15 protein-coding genes are annotated in these 19,066 nt (G+C 65.3%); 4 read left to right on the top strand and 11 right to left on the bottom strand.

What is annotated here, in order from left to right; all coding sequences use genetic code 11:
* Window positions 1–281: 281 nt before the first annotated feature.
* Together R4P08_RS17945 and R4P08_RS17940 are read right to left on the bottom strand one after the other, a co-directional pair.
* Window positions 282–998: a DUF3800 domain-containing protein gene (locus R4P08_RS17945; RefSeq protein ID WP_317815227.1), complete on the bottom strand. Its 717-nt coding sequence runs from the start codon at window positions 996–998 to the stop codon at window positions 282–284.
* 152 nt (window positions 999–1,150) lie between these two features.
* Window positions 1,151–1,726, bottom strand: a complete 576-nt coding sequence (locus R4P08_RS17940) for a molybdate ABC transporter substrate-binding protein (RefSeq protein ID WP_317815226.1) — start codon at window positions 1,724–1,726, stop codon at window positions 1,151–1,153.
* Here R4P08_RS17940 and R4P08_RS17935 point away from each other — a divergent pair.
* Complete coding sequence (locus tag R4P08_RS17935) at window positions 1,710–2,033, top strand: hypothetical protein (protein WP_317815225.1); 324 nt, start codon at window positions 1,710–1,712, stop codon at window positions 2,031–2,033. The genes R4P08_RS17940 and R4P08_RS17935 overlap by 17 nt on opposite strands.
* A gap of 80 nt (window positions 2,034–2,113) precedes the next feature.
* On the opposite strand, the gene R4P08_RS17930 is transcribed toward R4P08_RS17935, so the two are convergent.
* The gene (locus R4P08_RS17930; RefSeq protein WP_317815224.1) at window positions 2,114–2,626 is read right to left on the bottom strand and encodes a hypothetical protein; all 513 of its coding nucleotides are present in this window, start codon (window positions 2,624–2,626) and stop codon (window positions 2,114–2,116) included.
* 654 nt (window positions 2,627–3,280) lie between these two features.
* Here R4P08_RS17930 and mobF point away from each other — a divergent pair.
* Window positions 3,281–7,582 (top strand): MobF family relaxase, encoded by a 4,302-nt coding sequence (mobF, locus tag R4P08_RS17925; RefSeq protein ID WP_317815223.1) that lies wholly within the window; start codon window positions 3,281–3,283, stop codon window positions 7,580–7,582.
* Window positions 7,583–7,667: 85 nt separating this feature from the next.
* On the opposite strand, the gene R4P08_RS17920 is transcribed toward mobF, so the two are convergent.
* Window positions 7,668–9,059, bottom strand: a complete 1,392-nt coding sequence (locus R4P08_RS17920; RefSeq protein ID WP_317815222.1) for a hypothetical protein — start codon at window positions 9,057–9,059, stop codon at window positions 7,668–7,670.
* 1,305 nt (window positions 9,060–10,364) lie between these two features.
* On the opposite strand from R4P08_RS17920, the gene R4P08_RS17915 reads away from it, so the two are divergent.
* Together R4P08_RS17915 and R4P08_RS17910 are read left to right on the top strand one after the other, a co-directional pair.
* Window positions 10,365–10,940 carry a ParA family protein gene (locus R4P08_RS17915; RefSeq protein ID WP_216695313.1) on the top strand — a complete coding sequence of 192 codons (576 nt, stop codon included), beginning with the start codon at window positions 10,365–10,367 and terminating at the stop codon, window positions 10,938–10,940.
* An 897-nt stretch (window positions 10,941–11,837) separates the two neighbouring features.
* Window positions 11,838–12,059 (top strand): cold-shock protein, encoded by a 222-nt coding sequence (locus tag R4P08_RS17910; protein WP_253919937.1) that lies wholly within the window; start codon window positions 11,838–11,840, stop codon window positions 12,057–12,059.
* Window positions 12,060–12,491: 432 nt separating this feature from the next.
* On the opposite strand, the gene R4P08_RS17905 is transcribed toward R4P08_RS17910, so the two are convergent.
* From R4P08_RS17905 to R4P08_RS17875, 7 genes are all read right to left on the bottom strand, one after another.
* Window positions 12,492–12,737 carry a type II toxin-antitoxin system prevent-host-death family antitoxin gene (locus R4P08_RS17905; RefSeq protein ID WP_032375739.1) on the bottom strand — a complete coding sequence of 82 codons (246 nt, stop codon included), beginning with the start codon at window positions 12,735–12,737 and terminating at the stop codon, window positions 12,492–12,494.
* 614 nt (window positions 12,738–13,351) lie between these two features.
* Entirely contained in the window at window positions 13,352–14,107 is a 756-nt protein-coding gene (locus R4P08_RS17900; RefSeq protein WP_317815228.1) for an acetoacetate decarboxylase family protein, read from the bottom strand.
* A gap of 31 nt (window positions 14,108–14,138) precedes the next feature.
* Complete coding sequence (locus tag R4P08_RS17895; RefSeq protein ID WP_216695945.1) at window positions 14,139–14,900, bottom strand: alpha/beta fold hydrolase; 762 nt, start codon at window positions 14,898–14,900, stop codon at window positions 14,139–14,141.
* A gap of 457 nt (window positions 14,901–15,357) precedes the next feature.
* Complete coding sequence (locus tag R4P08_RS17890) at window positions 15,358–16,701, bottom strand: DUF4041 domain-containing protein (protein ID WP_317815220.1); 1,344 nt, start codon at window positions 16,699–16,701, stop codon at window positions 15,358–15,360.
* Window positions 16,702–16,708: 7 nt separating this feature from the next.
* Entirely contained in the window at window positions 16,709–17,956 is a 1,248-nt protein-coding gene (locus R4P08_RS17885; protein WP_317815219.1) for a hypothetical protein, read from the bottom strand.
* A gap of 364 nt (window positions 17,957–18,320) precedes the next feature.
* Window positions 18,321–18,560 (bottom strand): hypothetical protein, encoded by a 240-nt coding sequence (locus R4P08_RS17880; RefSeq protein WP_411741239.1) that lies wholly within the window; start codon window positions 18,558–18,560, stop codon window positions 18,321–18,323.
* Entirely contained in the window at window positions 18,557–18,817 is a 261-nt protein-coding gene (locus R4P08_RS17875) for a ribbon-helix-helix protein, CopG family (protein WP_317815217.1), read from the bottom strand. Before R4P08_RS17875 ends, R4P08_RS17880 begins: the two co-directional genes overlap by 4 nt.
* Window positions 18,818–19,066: the final 249 nt, after the last annotated feature.

Genomic DNA, 19,066 nt, shown 5'->3' with positions numbered 1-19,066 from the left:
GCGGCCTGTCGGGTACTACGGGCGAGGGGCAGTTCGGGGAGGTGTCGAGTTCGCAGGATCTACAACTCGACACCCTTCACTTTACATAACGACAATTATCGGCACTAGCATTGGTGCTGGTATGGCCGCTATCGGGCGCTTCGAGGCGGTGCAGCATGTGGCAGGACGCACCAAAAAAGGGCGTGTGGATCGGGTCGCCGCGCGGTAGGATGAGAGACACAACGGGCCGGCTACCGGAACGTTGCCTGCCGAGGGCTCCCGTGAGGGAGCCCTCGTTTTATTTAGGGCATCCAGGTCCGTTGACGGTAAGTGCCCTGGTAGATCAGTTGGGCCAGCCGGTCAGTAACTGCCTGGGCCCGGGGGTGTTGGTTGCGCACTGCGTTGGCTCGGTGATGGATGTACACCGCCATGTCCACGGACTGCAGTCCGGGCGTCTGGGCAGAGTCGGCGAAGTTGATGGGCGCGGAGATGTGCTGGAGACGACTTGGCCGGTAGCCGCCAGTGCCAAAGTCCTGGTAAGCGCCGAACTGGTCTTGGTGTTCGGCGCTCGTGGCGATCTCGTCAGCGACGACGATTACTTGTTCGTCCCCACCGTGGCGGGCGGTGTAGGTGTCGATCTGTTCCAGCAGGTGCCGAAACACCACGGTGTGGGGTTGCTCGGGGTAGCGATATCGCGAGTTCAGACGTCTGACGTCGACGCCCTCAAAGAGGTAGCGCACGCCCGCCTGCTGTGCGGCTCGCAAGACGGCCGAGTAGAGGCCGGCAGCCTCCCGGTGCTTGCCCCGTAGAGCGGCCCACTGTCCGGCCCCGCCCATGATTTCGTGGCCATGGAACTCGGCGGAGGCGTCCGTGCCGTGCTGGTCCGCGGTCAGTTGCCCGATTTCCACGTAGAGCTGGGTCAGATGTTCCCATTGGTCGTAGTCGGCGATTGCGGCGCCGACGTAGTAGAGCTCCTGGTCGTAAGACTCATCTACGTAGGCGATTAGCACGGGGTCCATAGTCTCACCCGGGCGCGGCGGGTCCTGGATCGCATGGCTAGCAGGACGGGTTCGTCCTGCCGTCGAGTCCGCCGTCCAGGAAGTGCTTGCCGGCGAGGTGAGCCAACACCTGGTCGCCGAAGATATCCAGGGTCGGACGAGGATTTCCCGGGTCAGTGCGGAAGTGCGTCCAATCCCGCGTTCTCGAGCGCGAGACGTCCGCGGTCGGAGGTCACCAGCCGGCGGAATTCGCCGGCCGCGGTGCGCTCCGCGCCTGCGTCCTGCCCGTCTTCCCCGCCGGGGACGCGGGCCAGGACGTACCGGGTCATCCCCGTCGCCTGGACCAACTCGCGATCCCGCTCGTCGACGTCGGCCTGGGTCACCCAGCCGTGCGAGAAGGCGACGTCGGTGCGGTAGACGATCCCCACGTCGAGCTCGTTGCCAGCCAGACGGGCGGCGAGCGCGCGCGACCCCTCATCCCGGTTGACCTCCGGGGGGACCACGCCCGCGGCGGCCAGCAACACGTCGGCCGCCCGGCCGCACGGGTCCTCTAGATCGCACAATCCCACCCGTAGTTCCGGGCGGGCGAGGTCCGCCAGACCCCTGACCTCCCGGGGATTGCCGGACTGGACCGCCACGACGACGTGGTTGCGTGCGAATACCTGCGGGTCGGTCGCCGTGCCCTGCTCCACGGCGAGCGCCATGACCTCTTCGCTAGCGGAGGAGTTGGGAATGTGGGATCCGGGCACCGCACTGCTGGCTACCGCTGTCGTCGGGGGCGGCGCCCTGGCCTTGCCTCCGGTCGCGCGTGGGGCCGATGGCTTCTGCGCGGTGATTGGCCTGCTCGGTGTGATGCAAGATCGGACGTGGGCGCCGACGGTAGCGGCGTTAGGTCTGCTGGCGTGGTTTGTGGGCCATTGGTCGTTCGCGGTGCGACACGATGCGCGCTATCGGTCGACGATAGCGCTGTGGGTGATCGACAAGACCCCGCTGCGATGGACGATCCCGCGGTACTGGCAGCTGCGCGGGCAACGTCGACAGACAGTGGCACGCTGACACATCCGGCCCGGGCCGCCGCCAACGGAAAAGGCCCCGCCGGGGCGAGGCCATCTGGTGTGGGTGACTGTACTTCAGCTTCAGAACAGTGGGGGCGTGTCGAGAGGTGCGGCGTTGCCGGATGCCCGTGAGTAAGCGTCGGGGTCCCAGCCACCTGAGACGGCGTCGCGGACGGCCAGCGAGCGGGCCTGACGGTCGTGGCGCTGGGCGAGGTTGCGGATGATTCCGGTGCGCCCGCAGGCGACTGCGTAGAGCAGGTTCGCGGACTGAGTGGAGGCGATGAGGTGTGCCGGGTCCACGCGCACGCACAGTGGTTCGTTGCAGCGGTGTTCTCCGATCGCGCCGTCGCCGAGTTCGCTGGTGATGACAAGGGCGAAACGGTGGGCGTACTCGGTGCGGCTGACCCCGCTCGATCGCCAACTGATCCTGCCGTAGCCATCGGATACCGCACCGGTCCAGATCCAACATCCGTTACCGGGTGCTTTGACGACCCGGGACCAGAAAGCCTCGATCGCGGCGCCTGTTGGAGGCAGTGTCGGATCGTACGGGCGTGATCGTCTCGCCGATGCTTGGGTTTGTGGCCCGAGGTCCATACCCGGCAGGGGGATGTCGGCAAACCACGGATCGTCGAGGGAGTCAGTGAATCTCTGCACCGTTGTTGCCCGACTGCTGTTCCTCGCTATGGGTGTCATCGTCGCTGGAGGAGTCGGATGTCGTCTCGGTGGCCTCACCGTTGGCGCTGGCATTGTGGCCCTTCGCGGTGCGGATGGCGACCCCGACCTCGCGGGCGGACAGCCAGTCATCTCGGCCAGGTCAACTTGCGCGACCCCTAGGTCCCGGAGCTCGATCAGCGCGTCACCCAACGCAGCTTCGGCGTCGGCGCGTGCGTCGATCGCCGAGAACACCGTCACGAGCGTGGACTCGCGCTTTCGCGCCCGCTCGAGCTCGGTGGCCATGGCCTGACGGGCACGGGCCCGTGCGGTCTGTGAACGCGAATCAGTCTTTGTAGCAGCCATGGCCCAAACCCTAGAGCCCCCCTACGACACCCGCAATCAACAACCGCTCCCCCTGCGCTGACCGATGCGCTGCTCTGAGCCGCAACCTGTAGACCTCGCTACCGCTCATTCATCGGCTACACACAGTATGCACTCCCAGTGGTGGGGGGAATGCCTGGTCAAGGCCCCGCCAGCGGCGGGGCGGCCCGCGTCCGTGGACGCAGGGCTTCTCTGGCCCATAGGCTGGGGTCCATGATGAGCCTTCGGGGCGTGCACGCCGGGACTGGATACCAGTACCTGCTGCGCTCTGTGGCCACCCATGACGGCCCCCGGGAGTCGGGGCAAACCCTGTCGGACTACTACGCTGCCAAGGGCACCCCACCGGGCAGGTGGATCGGTTCCGGGCTCGAGGGTCTTGCCTCCCAGGCGGTGCAGAGCCGGGCTGAGGTGACCGAGGCGCAGATGGCTGCCCTGTACGGGGAGGGGCTGCACCCGGACACCGACGAGATGCTCGCCGCCGGTACCAGCTTGGCCGGATGCAAGCTCGGTCGAGCCTTCCCCGTCTACACCGCCGACAAGCCCGTTCTTGTCGCGCTGGCTGCGGCCGAGAAGCAGTTCCGCAAGCAGCACAATCGCTTGCCCACGACCAGTGACCGGGCGGTCATGGCCGAGCAGATCGGCCGCCCGTTCTACCTGGAGCAGGGCGGCTACGACCACGCCTCCGGCGCCGATGTCATCGCGTGGGTCAACCGGGAACGCGACCAGGTGCAGCAGGCAGTGTCCGGGTTCGACTTCACCTTCTCCCCGGTGAAAAGTGTCAGCGTCCTGTGGGCGTTGGCCGATGAGCAGACGGCGATGAGGATCGCCGCAATTCATCACGAAGCCGTGGCTGAAGCACTGGCCTGGGCCGAGGACAATGCGATCTACACCCGCCGGGGTGCGGGCGGGATCGAGCAGGTGAATACTCGCGGCATCATCGCCTCAGAGTTCACCCACTTCGACACCCGAGGTGGGGACCCGGATCTGCACTCGCACGTGCTGCTCGCCAACAAAGTTCAGGCCCCCGACGGGACGTGGAAGTCGCTCGATGGGCAGGCGATCTTCCAGATGCACCAGGTGATCTCCGCACGGTATGACACCGCCCTGCACGACCGTCTCTCCCGCGAGATGGGTGTGGAGTTCGCTGCTCACTACCCGTCCCCGGACAAGGCTCCGGTGTGGGAGATCAAGGGTGTCGACCGGTCGCTGATCGAGAGGTTTTCCTCCCGCCGGGCGTTGGCCCGCCCGGTGTACGAGCAGCTGGTCGCGCAGTACGTGGCGGACCACGGTCGTCAGCCCTCGCAGCGGGCCGGGTACGCCCTGTGGCAAAAGGCCATCCTGGACACTCGCGATGCGAAAAAAGCCGCCCAGTCGTTGGCCGAGCACCGTGCCGCATGGCGGGAAATCGCCGTGGAGGCCGTCGGCGCCGAGAAGGTCGAGGGGCTCCTAGACCAGGTGCGGGCGCACGCCCACGAGAGCCAGCCGAGGCCGGTGTTCGACGCCGGCACCCATGCCCGCGACGTGGCCGCCCAGGCGATCGGTGCGGTCACTTCCAGGCGTGCGCAGTTCCGTCGCTCGCACGTGGACACCGCGGTGTCGACGGTGCTCAAAGGGTTCCGGTTCGCCTCCGATGCTGACCGTGTTGCGGCGCACGATCAGGTGATGGACCTGCCCATGAGCGAGCAGGTCATCTGCCTGACACCGGGGGAAGTTCTTCCCCTGCCCCAGGCGCTGACGACCGCCTCCGGTGCCGGGATCGACGCCCGCGCCAACGCTGAGAAGTTCACCACCCGCGCCGTCCTGGACGCCGAGCAGACCACCCTGGATGCGGCCACCACCCCGGTGGCGGTGTTCGCCGGCCAACAGGTCATCGAGAACGCTCTGGCCCGTCACGAACAGGACAACGGCTGGGCACTCAACGACGGCCAAGCAGCCCTGGCCCGGCACATGGTCAACGCCGGCACTCTGGTCGCCGCTGGGGTCGGGCCGGCCGGCACCGGCAAGTCCACTGCGATGGCGGTGGTCGCTGACGCCTGGCGTGACACGGGCCGCACCGTGATCGGCCTGGCCCCCTCTGCCGCCGCCGCGAGCGTGCTCGCCGAGGAGATCGACGCCGGTTGCCACACCATCGACTCGCTGACCTTCACCTGGCGGGGACTGCACCCCAGCCAGCCGGGCAAAACCCTGTCGGCGCTGCCAACGAAGATCCGGCGCGGCGACATGCTCCTGGTCGACGAGGCAGGAATGTCCTCGACGGAGAGTCTGGCGGCGCTGACCGAGATCGCCCAGCAGTCCGGGGCAGTGGTGCGCCTGATCGGTGACCACAAACAGCTCGCCGCCGTCGAGACCGGCGGTCTGTTCGGTGAGGTGGCCCGCACCCCGGGAACGGTCCAACTCGACCAGGTCATGCGCACCGGTAAAGACACCGAGCAGGCCGCCGCGACCCTCGCCCTGCGCGACGGCGACACCGATGCTCTCACCCTGTACTCGGAGCGTGGGTGGGTGCGCGGTGGGCACCGGGAGCAGATGCTCACCGATGCCGTCGGGGCCTACCTCGCCGACACCGCACAGGGCCGCAAGAGCCTGATCATCGCCTCCCGCAACGCCGACGTGGACACCATGAACGAGATCATCCGCGCGGACCGGATCGCGGCCGGCGTCGTGGACACCAGCCAGGAAACTGGTGTGGCCCGCGGCGACACGGTCGGGGTGGGCGATGTGGTCATCGCCCGCAAGAACCAGCTGCTGCTCACCGGCGACCGCCGCGCCCTGGGCCGGGTCATCAACGGCCAGATGTTCACCGTCACCGGCCTCACCGACGAGGGCGATCTGACGGTGGTCGACCTGGGCACCGGCACCGCGCAACTCATCCCCGCCGACTACGCCCGCCGCAACGTCCACCTCGGCTACGCCTCCACGATCCACCGCGCCCAAGGCTCCACCGTGGAGACCACCCACGCCGTGGTCGATGCCTCCGTGGACCGGGCTGGGCTGTACGTGGCCATGACCCGAGGCCGCCACGAGAACCGCGCCTACGCCGTGTGCGAGCCGGCCCTGGACCCGTTCGCCGAAGACGCCCACATGCACTCCGCAGGCGACACAGACGCCCCCGAACCCCTCGAGGTACTGGCCACCGTGCTGGGCCGCGACACCCGGCACCGCACCGCCACCGAAACCCTGCGAACCGAGCTGGACGAGGCCACCGACCCCGCCCGCGTGGAGGGCCTCTACCGGCACGGGGTCGACCTCGCCGCCACCGCGTTCACCGCAGCAACCCTGCCCGACTACCTCGACGCTCTGCCCCGCGCCCACGCACACCAGCTCGAGGCAGACCCCGAGCAGTACACCATCTTGGAATCTGCGTGGACCGCCGCGGCCAAGGCCGGCCACGACCCCCGCGAGCACTGGGCGAACATCACCGACGACATCGACACCGCCAGCGCCCCAGGCGCACTCATCGCCTCCCGACTGCGTCACGTGACCGAAGCGCCCAGCGAACTCCCCGCCCCTCCCCCACTTACTGCGGGCGGCGACTGCGAGCTCGCAGCGTGGTTGGTGGCCACCCACGCCGAGCTGACCGGCGGAAGTGACGACGACCCCACGCAGGCGCGCGAGGCAGCACTAGAGATAGTGAACGGGTCGCGGCAGGGGCGGCTGACTGATGAGCAGTTGGAAAAGAATCTCCAGGGCGCTCAGGCCAGCCTCAAGGACCACCAGGCAGCGCACGATCGCCGTTCTGCGCTCTCGCGCCAGCGGGACGACCACGAGCGGCAGGTTCGGAACGCCCATCGCGAGCTCGATGCCCGGGTCGAGGCGATCGAGGCGGCCCGCCCGCTGGCCGAAAATCTGAACCGCAGCCGGCAGAAGCTGCGCCAGAGCCAGCAACAGCGGGTCTCGGCGCAGCACGAACTGGGCAGTTTGGGGCGCCTGGCGATACGTCGGCGCCGTGAGCTTCAAGACCTGCTGGAGACCACGAAGGTCGAGCACGAGATGTACACCACAGAAGCCCAGGCGTGGTCTGACGCGCTGGCCCGCATCACCCCTGATCCCGGGCCGGAGCACACCTGGGATGACACGGTGGCCCGCGCCGCCGACACCGTCGCCCGAGAGCAGGAACTCGCCGAGGCCGCCCAGCGGGACCAGCCCCTGCTCCTGTCCTGGGACGAGCAGGAATCGGCGCAGGCTGCGCACCGCCTTGAGCGCGCCCAGCGCACATTGGAGGAGCTAGCGGCCGAAACCACGCGGCGCGAGGGCCTCACAGATCCGCAGCGCGAGCTCGAACAGCAGGTGCGCCAGGAGGAAGCGGAGCGCCAGTCCAAGAAAATCCGCGACGCGAGCACCAACGCCACGGTCCGGTCCCCGGGCGGGCCCTCGGCCATCGAGGTGATGCGCAGGTCCTATCTTGCTGGATTAGAGGCAGACAGGGCCACTGCGCGTGACGCTGACACCAACCTCAACGAGGGGGGAAGCTTCACCTCCTCCAAGCCAGGCACCGGCCCCGACATCGGGTTCTAGATATGTAGGGGGCCACCATTTCGGTCCAGTACGGGCGGGCACCAGCAGCGATGCCCGCCGGTCTTATCGGAATAGGTGGGGAGCCTCAGGCCGCGGTGGCCCACTGGTGGGGCGCGGCCAGCACGTCCGCCGCAGGCAGTGCAGCGCGGGCCGCGGCCACCAGCTCCCACCAACTACCGGGGTCTGCCTCGCGGAGGAGATCTTGCGCGGCCATCGCTGCTCCCCACGTGGTTGCCTCCACCGGCGGCCCGGCCGCAGTGGCCCCATAAGCCAGGGCGATATCTACCGGGTGGACCTGCTCGGCCTCAGCTGGAGTGGGGAAGCTCCCCCACTCGGCAAGGGCGTCTGAGTCTTCTGCCTGGTAGCGGGTGGTGAACCACCACACGAACACCGCCGATTGCAGCCGGTACAGGCGCACCCGATCGGCATGCGCCCCCGTCACCCCAGCGGCAGCGGCGGCCCGGGCCAGGCGGGAGCGCCCCTGGTAGACGCGCCCACTGGAGGTGCATAAACCGAGCGACTGCAGGGCACGAAGTTTGCTGCGCACCGTGGCCGTGCACACGCCCAAGCGTGTCGCCAGCTCCCCCACCGGGACCGTGCCGGTCCGCAGGAGGGCCCATACCCGCATCCCCAGCACACCCAGAGGTTGAGCGTGCCAGATGTCGGCGCGAGCGCACTCCAGCTCCTCATGAAGTCGCTGCGCCAGGGCTGGAGTAAATACTGCGCCACTTCCTGTCTCCCCGCCCCCGTGAGTAGCCACCCGCCAGGTCGCGGCCCACGGGCCCACCGCTCGCCGCGTGCGGCGGATCCATCCCCTGCCGGCGAGGTCGGCCAGGCGGTCAGCGACGGTGTCCCGTGCCAGGCCTGCGGCTAGGGCCCAGTCACGCTCGGAGAAGTGGACCTCCTCAGACGCTGCGGCGAGGACGCGTGCGGCTAGGGCGAGCAGGACGAGCCTGCTCTGCGCTCCGGTCTTTCCCTGCCACTGCTCGGGCTGGGCCTCCATGCGCGCGATCAGATCGGCGACGGTGCGCTCGGCGGTGCGGCGGGCTGGGCTACACGTGCCCGAGGTGCGAGTGGTGAAGCTGGCGGCAGTGACGGCCTTGGTCCACTGGCGAGTCAGTTCTTGTGCGGCGTCCAGCCGGGGGGTGCGGCCGCCTTGGGTGCGGTGGGTTCGCGCGAATTCCAGACCGGGCCAGTTTTCGGTGAAGGCGGCTTTGGCGAGGTCGCGGTACTGCATGCGGGCGTGCGCGCACGCGAGCACGATCGACCAACCGATCGCGGAGGCATCCCCACTGCTGGTGATCGGGGTTGCGGCAAGGGCGCGGATCTTGGCTGTCAGTGGGCGGCGTGGCCCGGCCAGATGCGGATGCCCTTCGACATCGACATGCACAGGCAGGGTGGCAACCGTGCGGTTCGCCTCGGCGGCAGCATGCGGCCGGGCGCCGAGATGCTGGACAACCCGCTTGAGAGCACGCAAAGATGCGGGGCGGATATCAGTGTCGCCCAGGGGTACCGAGGTGCCGCCGGAGCGGTGGGGCGAGCCCGGGGAGCGGACACAACCGGTGCGGGGGTTCGCCAGTGGCCCGCGGTCAAGTGAGGGCCACGCGGCGGCGAATGCGTCCACTACTGGCGCTAGCCGGGCCGGTGAGCCCGCGGTGCTCAGGCGGATCCACACGTGATATCCCCCACCGGGTCCAGATGAGCACACCAGATGCTCGATCCCCGCGGCGGTGAGAGCGGAAGTGCAGGCGGAGAGGTCGGCAGTGGCGGTTGAGCCGGCGTGGTGGGCGTCAAAGTCCAGAGCAAGCAGGCGAAAACGGCCTGCCTCATCGGTCAAATGCAGTGCGTACGGCACATCCGGGCCGGGGGCGCCGTCGGTGAAGCGCTGAGTCGTCGAGAAGGTGTGTGCTTTGCGCGGATCGACCCGCACATACGGGCGCGGACTCCACACACACGCCACCGACTCCCACCACGTGTTGGCCTGATGGGATGCGGTTTTGCTGGTATCAGAACAAGACACGCCGTCCGGATCGACTGGACCGTCCGGAAGGTATGACCTACCCTGAGAGGTGCCTGGAAGCACAGCTCTCCTAATTGGTGAGCAACCCGAGTCCGAGCTCCAACTCGAACTCTCTGACCTTCGATCCCGGCCCACTCGCCAGTGGGCCGGGATCAGTCATTTGAGGCTGCGTGATTTCAATTTTCGGTGGGGCACTCCCCAACCGTCATTTCACGCTGGAATGGCCTCCTGATCGCTTAGCTGAAGTACGGCCTCCGGTAGGCCGAGATTAATGGCGGCGAGGTCTGCCATGTACTGGGACATTGAGACGCCGCGAGACTTAGCTGCCACACGTAGTGCTTCGTAAACCTCTGGAGCCATACGGACAGGAACACGCATGCGTGCTCCGAATGATGGCCGTCCGGGGCCTGACTGCTTCGTCGCCATGCGGATGAAGTTTCCACACTTGGCGCCATTAATCGCTCTGACACGCCCTGCTGGGCGCAATTTGTGGCGCCGCTGCGGCGGGGGCATCGGAGGGGCGCCACCACCCCTACATACCTGTTTACCGTTAATGGTCTTTACTTCTACCGGTTACTACCATTAGTGGTATATACCGCCAATCGTCCCGGCGGGTTCTGGTCGGTACGTGGAGCTCGCGGAGGATTTACCTGCGATAACGGTGTAGAGGTATTGCGGTATTCACCAGTGCTGGTGTTACGGTTTGTACTGCTTTCAGTGCAGCGGTACTGTGGTAAAGACCAATAGTGGCAGGAGTAGGCCTTGAAAATCGCAGTGGTCAACACCAAAGGTGGTGTTGGGAAGACAACAACAGCCGTGTACCTAGCCGCGGTGGCCTCTGAGGAGGGGCTCTCCGTGGAACTGCTGGACGCGGACCCTCAGGGATCTGCAACCAGCTGGGCGGAGATTGCGGCGGAGGGGGACATGCAACTGCCGTTTCCAGTGACACCAGCCAATAAAATCACTCTGGGTCGTCCCTCTGCATTTGACCTGACCGTGATTGACACTCCGCCTGGCGCTGCGGACATTATCCAGGCGGCGATTGATGCCGCCGATGTCGTGGTTGTTCCAACAGCTCCGTCAGGCCTGGATCTTCAGCGAGTCTGGCCGACCCTCGAGGCGGCTGCCCACAAGCCGGCGGGGGTTCTCCTTACGAGCGTCGAGCTTGGAACCAAGCTCCTGCACCTGACTAAGGAGGCCCTCGAGGCGGAAGGGGTCTTCGTTTTCGAGAACGTCATCGGAAAGCGACAAGCAATACGGCAGGCTTTCGGCGTCGTTCCCTCAAGCTTCTATGGGTACCGAGACCTACTGAAAGAAATCAACGAGGTGACCAGATGAGCAGCAGCTCTGAACCGGTTAGTCGAAGTTTGCGCCCTCGGTCCTCCAGTCCGGTGCGGCCGGTGGCAGATACGTTCCCTTCCGCGGAGGTCGAACGTAAGGCCGGACCTCGCCGGGCGAAGACTTCGCTAGCGCTTGATGTCGAGGTGTACCGACGGGCCAAAATTGCAGCCATCCAGCAAGAATGCACTGTTTCCGAGTTCATAGAGACCGCGATTCGTGCCGCGTTAGAGAAGTAGCGTGCTCCGGTATTTACCGATCGTGGTACATACCTCTAACGGTACTTGGCGACTCGGTTAGGGTTTGAAACGAGCTCGCCGGACACCGGGATCCCGCCGCACTTTTGGAAGCCGAAGCGCCTTACTTCTTCGGGGGAGGGCGGGGCCCGCCCTTTCGAACTAGGGCAGGGGCATGCTTTGCAGTCGCGCTCTAACGTGTTCGGCAAAGTTCGGCGCCTGGCCCCGGAGGCTGAGTTCAGCCCGGGTCGACGGCGGACGGAGCGCAACTTATCGGCACCGGGCGATAAGTGGACCGCTCGCCCGCTGTGGCGCCGGCGGGTAGTGCGTCCCCGACTGTCCTTTCAGCTACATCGAGGGGTTCTACAACACCCGTCGACGCCATTCCGCGCTCGGCTACCGCCGGCCCAACGACGTCCACTACAGGTACCGACAGCCAGCCCTGGCAGCGTAGAAAAAAATCATCAATTCCGCTGTCCGAAATCAGCGCAGCAGCCCCACACCGGCACCGCGCTTGACTAGGCTTCATTGCCTATCAAGGAGACTGATGAGTATCGCAATTGCTTCTGTGACGGTCGCATTCCTCGTTGCCGATGTCGCCGGTAGTGGAGGCAACGTCGCGGGCTCCTTGGGGTCGGCGCCGGCCCCCGTCCAGGCAGATCTGGGCGAAGCGTCCCCAGTACACAGCGGAACGGTGAAGTGGTGGAACGACGATAAATTATTCGGCTTCATCACCCCTGACGACGGGAGCCCTGACTTGTTTGTCCATCACATCGGCATCCCTCAAGGCGACCTGTGGGGCTGCCGGGCCGTCAAATACCAGATCTCACCCAGCAAGCCCCCCAGCGCCATCAATGTCAGTTGTGTCGAGAAAATTCGCTGACCTGTGGGCCTTCCTCCGGAATGGCGAGCGGAGAACAGCGCATAGCAGTCCGGAGTTCCGCTGCTCGTAGGCATTTTCGGGAAGCAGCTTGACGACGGTGCAGGTCAGCACCTTGAAGGTCGCTACGCGGCCCAATTGGTGTAGGCACACGAGCTTGGCGTGTCCGCTCGGCTTGAGTGGCGCTTCGTGCTTTCATGCAGGTGACGGTGGTCGGAGACTGCGCGAAGCCATCGATTGGCGTGTCGAAGCGGCGGTTAGAACTAACTGCCAAGTCCCGGCCGTTGGCAGATGCCATCGTCGATTTCGAATGGACGTGTAGTAACATGACTCTTCACGTCTTGATCCACGAGGTTCCTAGATCAATCGACGTTTTCTCGGCCCTCGTGTGCCTATCATCTGCGGAACCCCGGTCAGCGAGCAGGGAGCGCAGGCTCAGAGTCCCAGTTCCGCCATGAGGTCCTCGTGGGAGATGCTGCCGTCCTCGCGGCGGGCGTCGGCCGCGCCGCGAACGTCGGCCTGATCTTCCAGGGCCTGCAGCGCGCGGTCGAAGAATTCAGGCGAGACAACGACGGCCCGACGACGGCTACCGCGGCTGAGGATCTCAACCGGCGCCCGTTGGGCGGCGTCGAGTACCTCGCTCTGGTGTGCGCGGAAGTTGCTGAGCGTCGTGGTCACCATGACACTAAGAGTACATCTTGTACAACTGACGGTCGAGTGACGCCCCAGGTGCTCGGGGCGGGGATCGCTTAATATTCCTTGTGACCTGCACGCTTGACGGAATCTCACATTATCGGCACATCTTGCAGGACGTGAGCTGCGGACTCCACGATATTGCTCTCCGTCGTAGCCCGGAATATCTGTTTCAGAGGTAGTCGATCGGATCAGCTAATTTGGTGGGGTCTCCTCGAGGGGAGCTCAGGCCTCTTCCGAGGTCATTTGGTCTCGGTGGAGTTTCGTCTGCATGGCCTGCGCCGTGGCTATATAGGGCGCTCGGGGTGTGTTAGCAAGAGAATCGAGTTCTCGATCGCCGGTTCGACCGCAGCTTCTAAAACGGAATTCCGCCCCGCGTCTACCCAGCCTTGGCGCTGGTCAGCGATCCCAGTTGGTGGTCGGCGGCTAGCGCCAAATGAGGGGAAGACACTGTGTCAGTGCTCTTGCTCTGCAGCTTCAAGCCAGGAAGCTCACCTGCCGAAATCTCGGTTGCGAATGGCAATTTTGCGAAGTGTCGGCAAACAAGAACGCTGCTGGGAGCCAAGACGACGTGGCTCCCAGCAGCGCTCGGATGCCCTGGCTTACAGACGCTCGCTTGGTTCTGGATCCTCCAAGTAGTCGTGAATCACGCGGCCCATGGAGTAGGTAAAGGTCACATCGCCGTACAGCAGCGACGTGACATTGAGGGGACTCGTGGGTGCCAACCTCGCGGCCGGGTGCCCTTCGGGGAACGTGAACTGGATGTCATCGATCGAAGCGTCAAACAGTTTGACGGTGAACGGCAACGGCAGCTCGATGAGTTGGCTCAGGGCCGCATACCCGCCGAAGGGTTCGGGAATCTGGCGGTGAGAGTAGTAGTTGAGATGACCCCCGAGGTTGCCCACGTGAGTGTCTGTGACGTTCGCCTGGACTTCAATTACCGGACTGCCGTCGACGCTGAGGGTTGAGGTCAACTTGTTGCCGTCGCTGGTCGTGGAGCGCACTCCAGGCATGGCCGGGATGCCGGCGCCTTCCCGTGCGTATGAAATGACACGCGGCGAGCTGTTCCAGTAGTACGCGAAGTAGCGCCCCGGGATTGCCATGTTCCCGTCAGCTGCCCAGCTGTCGTGCCCCTCGATCTCGACCGTTAAGTAGGTCAGCGAGAACCCGCCGAAGCCGCTGCTCTGGTCGGGTTCGATCTCATACATGTTCATCTGAACGGTGTTGTTGGCGTGCGGGACTAGGCCCGGCGGCAGGATCTCCTCCAGGGCAGCTCGGTCGGCCTCGTAGCCAACGATGACCATGCGGGCATCACGGATGAGCTGTGGGGTCTCGGGAGCCCATATGGTCGGAGGCATCCCTCGGTACGGAACTTTGCTCATGGCGCTATCACTTCTCCCTGTTGGAAAGGGCGTCTTCCCAAAGACGCACGGTCTGAACGGGTTGCTCGATCATCGGGTAGTGGCCTGCATCTTGGATTGCCACCAGGTTCGCGTTGGGCAGTGCGGATACCGTCTCGGCCAGGTATTCCTTTGTCACGAACGAGTCGCTATCGCCGTATGCGAGAGTCACGGGTCCTGGGAAGCTCGCCAACTCGGAGCCGAAAGCGGCGCTACTCCAGTTAGCCAGGTAGGTATCCCAGACCGACTTGTTCAGGAGTAGTTGGGATCGTGAGGTGATGTTCTGGAGTTGAGCGGGGCTCAGGTGGGGCGCTAGCCCGCCGAGTGTGGGCGCGGGGTCGGCGTAGGCCGACTGGAACCCTGCGTAAGTGGCCTCGTCAAACGGCGTTCCGAAGGGGGACACCGGTGTCAGCGCTACGACAGCCGACACGCGGTCAGGCTCCATCGTCGCAACGCGAAGAGCAGTTCCGCCACCCATCGAGTGACCAAGAATTGCGAACGAATCCCACCCCAGCGCATCGGCTGCAGTAAGCGCCCCTCTGGCCATCCCGTCGATACCCTCAGCTGAATGGCGGCCGGTTGACTCGTTCGGCCCATAGCCAGGGAAGTCGTAGTACGCGTAGGTGAATTGACCGAGGTTTGTCTCGAGCTGGGTCGCTGCCCATACCGAGCTGTCCAGCGCCCAGCCATGCAGGACGAGTACTCGAGTTGCCCCAGAGCCTTCCGTCCGAAGTGTAGGTGCGTCCGACATGCCTTCTCCTTAGGTCGAACCGAGCGATCGCTCGGGCGGCGTTGGTTGACGCAACTATATGAGATTCGTCACGCCTTGTCGGCGGAATTGGCCAGTTGCAAGACCGACGATCGTGAGAGGGTGACCGTCCGTTAGCCTGGCCAGCAACCCGCTTGCCCTTGGGGCAATGAGCCGATCGCGGATCACCGAAGCCCGCGTATGAGGGGTCACAGAGTAGGCCGCCGACACTCGAACCCCGGTTCTGCACCGTCCAGGTCGAGGACATCTACCAAGGCGGCGCCGGACACCGCCACCGCATGCCGAGACACCTACAGGGGCACGTCTCTGGCCGGCGAAGGCTTCAGAATCACGCTTATCGGCGCAGTGGCGAGCGTGAGTCGGGCGCCCAGAGAGCCAGGGGGCAATCTACGAGCTCGACTTCGAGTCGTCGACCGTCGACGATGTCGTCCCTTTGAACTCAGCCTGGCCCTAAGCTGCGACCTGGTGGTTCGCCGTCGCTCCGTCGAGATTGCGGCCATGCGCCCATTGATTGCCGGTACTCAGCGGCCTCGACGGTTTCGGTAAATTCGAGGATGCTTCCGACCCGCTGCAGTAGCACGTCCCGCACCTCGCCGGGGGTGGCGAAGAAAAACTCCTTGCGCGGGTTGGCCTGGTTGAGAGCACGGGCTGCGAAGTGCTTGTGCAGTTCGTTCTCGAGGGTGACGGCGTCTTCCGAGAAGAAGAGTGCGTGGACGTCGAAGCGGAACGGCACAGAGGCACCGCTGAGCTCTGCGATTCTCTCGGCGGGCTCAAGGCGGCGGGTGAGCCCAATCTTCACCACTCCCAAGCCGAACGCGCCCTCATTGGAGATCACGTAGATGTAGCCAGCGCGGATGTTGGCCGCCCGGTAGTCGTTCTGCTCGATCGCCTGGTCGACAGCAGCGAGCCGTTCGATGAGGTCGGCGTCGTCGCGTCCCTGGGCTCGGAGCGCGTCCAGGGCGTTGGTGAGGTGGGCGCGTTCTTTGTCGAGCCGGGCGCGCTCTTCATCGAGCTCTCGTTGGACGCGTGCTTCCTCACGAAGCCGAGCCCGTTCCTCGCGGGCCGCTTCGCGTTCTTCTTGCTTCTTCATCAGCCAGTCGGCGGTGAGTTCGATCTCTTCGATACGTAGGGCGTGGAATGCGTCGTTGATGTGCATTTCCATGAGTGCGCCGAGGCGCGCGATGGCGGTGCGTGATGCCTCCAGCCGGCGCTTCGCGGCCTCGACATTTCCGGCGCGCAGGGAGCGGATGACGTTGTCAGCTTCGGCGTTGTAGGCGCGGAGCATCAGCTTGCCGAGATCTGTCGTCATGCGTCGTCCTTGGGCGAGGGAGTTGTTCAGCGTGAACAGATCGGATTTCACGATCGCCTGTCCCTCGCGGATCGAGTCGGCGATCCGCGTTTCGAGCCCCTCAAGACGCCCCTTGTAGGCGGCCGCAGACTCCAGCGGGTGATGGTATCGATAGATGCCCACTGCTTGCAGCACGCGGGCATCGTCGAGCTCGATCGGTTGGTCACCGTCGCGGGCGGCCAGCGCGCGTCGCAGTTCGGCGTTCTCGGCTTCCAGGAATGCGACCCGCGCGTTCGGGTTCTGCTCGGGCGTGGCAACCGGTTCCGGCTCGGATGGCTCGACGGCCTCGCTCGGCGCAGTGGCGTCGTCGGATAGCCAAAGTTGCCAGCCCGCCGGGGGTTCAGGCCAGGTCGGGTCACGGGTCCAGCCAGCCGGCGGCTGCCAGCCCGGCGGTGGCTTGGGCCATCCCGGCGGCGGGTTAAAGATTAGGCCCATGACGGGGTCACAGGCGCCGGATGCCGGACGAGTCGATCGGGACCAATCCGTGCGGGTTCTTCGAGACCACCGCGCCGAGATGCTGGAGCGTCGCGGCCGGGACGATCTCCGAGAGGTCCAGCTCGCTGAACGAGTCGCGATCGGCGGCCACAGCGACGAACGGAACACAGGTCTCACGGCCCGTGGCGGGGCTGATCGTCTCGGTTCCCAGCTCGAGCGAAATGCTGCGGATTAGCCCGCGGCGATCGGCCTCGAAGACCTCGTGGAGACTGCGCAGCGCGACAGCGTGGACGATGCCCGCGTAGCGGTCCTTGGCGGCCTTCTGCGACAGCTGGGTTTCGCTGATTTGGTCCGTTGACTTCGTGTATTTGTACGCCTTGATCGTTGGCACGGTGTCGGGACCGGGCATCGTGACACGAAGTGTCAGCTCCGCCGTGCTCGGGTCGAACTCCGCCGCATGGCCCACGGGGAAGTGCTCGGGGTAGACGGAGTTAGCTAGCACGAGCTCGACGTACTCCTGCACCGCCTCGACCGTCCCGTACCCGAGACCGGCGATCAGCCGGTCCAGGGCCTCGTTCTGTTCCTTGGCCTCGCGCTCTCGTTCAGCGGACTCCGCCTCATACTGCTGCGTCGCCTTCGTCAGCGCCTGTAGCCGAATTCGCTCGACCTCCGTGTGCTCGGCCGCCTGTGCAGCATGTCGAGCAGGTAGCGAGTCCGTCGCGGCCTTCCATGCCTGGTAGTCGGCGGCGTACTGCCGATCGACCTCCGCCTCGGCTGCGGCGAGCTTCTTCTTCCGCCCGAACGGTCCCTTCGGCGCCTCGACCTCACGGCGCACGGGAAGCGGGGGCGCCGGGATCGGCGGCGGCACGGGAATGGGTCTGCGGAGGTCTTCCCGAGGGAACGGCGGGTGCTGGGTCGTCACCCGCAATGACTCCAGATCGACGAAGTCGTCCACGCCGAGAGTGTCCTCCAGTAACCCATCCAGTTCCGCGTAGTGCTCAGCCAGGCCGACATCCAGCGACTCCACCTCAGCCTGCATCGCCTCGACATGTGCCGCGAGTGCCTCGCGCTCCAAGCGCTTGCGATCCGCCTGCGTCGCTCGCGACGCCGCCACCTGTGCACGCTCGGCAGCTCGCTGCGCCTGCTCACTGCGCCGTGCGGCTGCCAACTGCTGTCGGGCTGCTGCGCGCTGCCGCTGCTCTGCCAGACGAGCTTGACGCTGCATCTCTGCAAGGAACCCACGACGACGAGCCACTGACAACCTCCACGACTAATGACGCACAGCCCGAAATGGAGCCGCCGCTGTTGATTTTCCCGCGGCGTCACCAAGAGCACGCAAGGCAGGTCACAAGCCCCGATTCTAGCGGGTGCCAATGTCTGATTCGGCCCGGATGGATAGGTGCGGCCGCCGATTCGCACCCGACCAAATCCGGATGTTTCTGGCCCTCACGAGGGTAGCCCGCCCTACTACCAATTGGGACACAACTAATTTCAAGTCTCGGACATGGAGGAGATGCTTGGGTGCAGTCCTCACGGACGTTAACTCGGCCTTACTCGCTCCTCCCCGTGCTATTTGACGGCGTATTCGCCAGGGGCACGGGTGTCTTAACGGCCGGGCTTCAGTCGAGCAGGTCGAGGTAGGTGCGGCGCGCCTTCATTGCGTGGATGACCTCGGTACTTCCGTCGTCGTAGTGCAGGGCGACCAATTCCAGAACACGGGCCTGGGAATCGAAACCGAGCGTGAGTATCCGTTGGGGATGGTCGCCGTCAAGGGGTCCGGACAGGAGAGGGGTGGCCAGTGCTGCGCGGATGTCGTCGTCGGTGACGCCGTGTTTGCGTGCGGAATGGCGAATGATCACGAGGCTGCGGCCCACTGGGCCAGCGCCCGGCGGATCGCCTCAGACCGGTTGAGATGCTCACGCTCAGCACGGGCCATGACGGCCCCGAGTTCGGCCTCAGTGAGTCGGACCGGCACGACCTTCGCGGCGTGCTCGGCCCGCGCCGGCCGGCCCAGGCGCTTGCCCAGCCACTCGGGGTCATAGCCGACTTCGGCTTCATCGACCCATTGGTCAATCTGCTCGTCTGATACGTCCTGCCGCTGAATCTTCCGCTCCATGCCAACAATCGTAATACGAATCAGTGGGCAGCAACAGCGCTCGGGGCGGAACCGGGCGTCGTCCTACTGGGGTACACCCGTGCGGGACAATATGCCGCCGGCCATCGCTTGTGACTCTCACCTTCGTTTGGCGGGATTTCGCAGGTTCGTTTGGCGGTGTCAGGTGATGCCGATGACGAGGGTGGATCGGGCGGCTTCGACGACGTCGTCGGTGATGGTGTTGAGCTCGTTGATCTGCATGATGCGCTC

The sequence above is a fragment of the Rhodococcus sp. IEGM 1408 genome, from assembly GCF_033142235.1.
Taxonomy (GTDB): Bacteria; Actinomycetota; Actinomycetes; order Mycobacteriales; family Mycobacteriaceae; genus Dietzia.
This window is presented reverse-complemented; position numbering and strand designations above follow the sequence as displayed.

Coding starts and splice junctions, on each gene's coding strand:
- R4P08_RS17945 (WP_317815227.1), bottom strand. CDS start 998: ATGGACCCCGTGCTAATCGCCTACGTAGATGAGTCTTACGACCAGGAG.
- R4P08_RS17935 (WP_317815225.1), top strand. CDS start 1,710: ATGTGGGATCCGGGCACCGCACTGCTGGCTACCGCTGTCGTCGGGGGC.
- R4P08_RS17930 (WP_317815224.1), bottom strand. CDS start 2,626: ATGGACCTCGGGCCACAAACCCAAGCATCGGCGAGACGATCACGCCCG.
- mobF (WP_317815223.1), top strand. CDS start 3,281: ATGATGAGCCTTCGGGGCGTGCACGCCGGGACTGGATACCAGTACCTG.
- R4P08_RS17905 (WP_032375739.1), bottom strand. CDS start 12,737: ATGGTGACCACGACGCTCAGCAACTTCCGCGCACACCAGAGCGAGGTA.
- R4P08_RS17900 (WP_317815228.1), bottom strand. CDS start 14,107: ATGCCTCCGACCATATGGGCTCCCGAGACCCCACAGCTCATCCGTGAT.
- R4P08_RS17895 (WP_216695945.1), bottom strand. CDS start 14,900: ATGTCGGACGCACCTACACTTCGGACGGAAGGCTCTGGGGCAACTCGA.
- R4P08_RS17890 (WP_317815220.1), bottom strand. CDS start 16,701: ATGGGCCTAATCTTTAACCCGCCGCCGGGATGGCCCAAGCCACCGCCG.
- R4P08_RS17875 (WP_317815217.1), bottom strand. CDS start 18,817: ATGGAGCGGAAGATTCAGCGGCAGGACGTATCAGACGAGCAGATTGAC.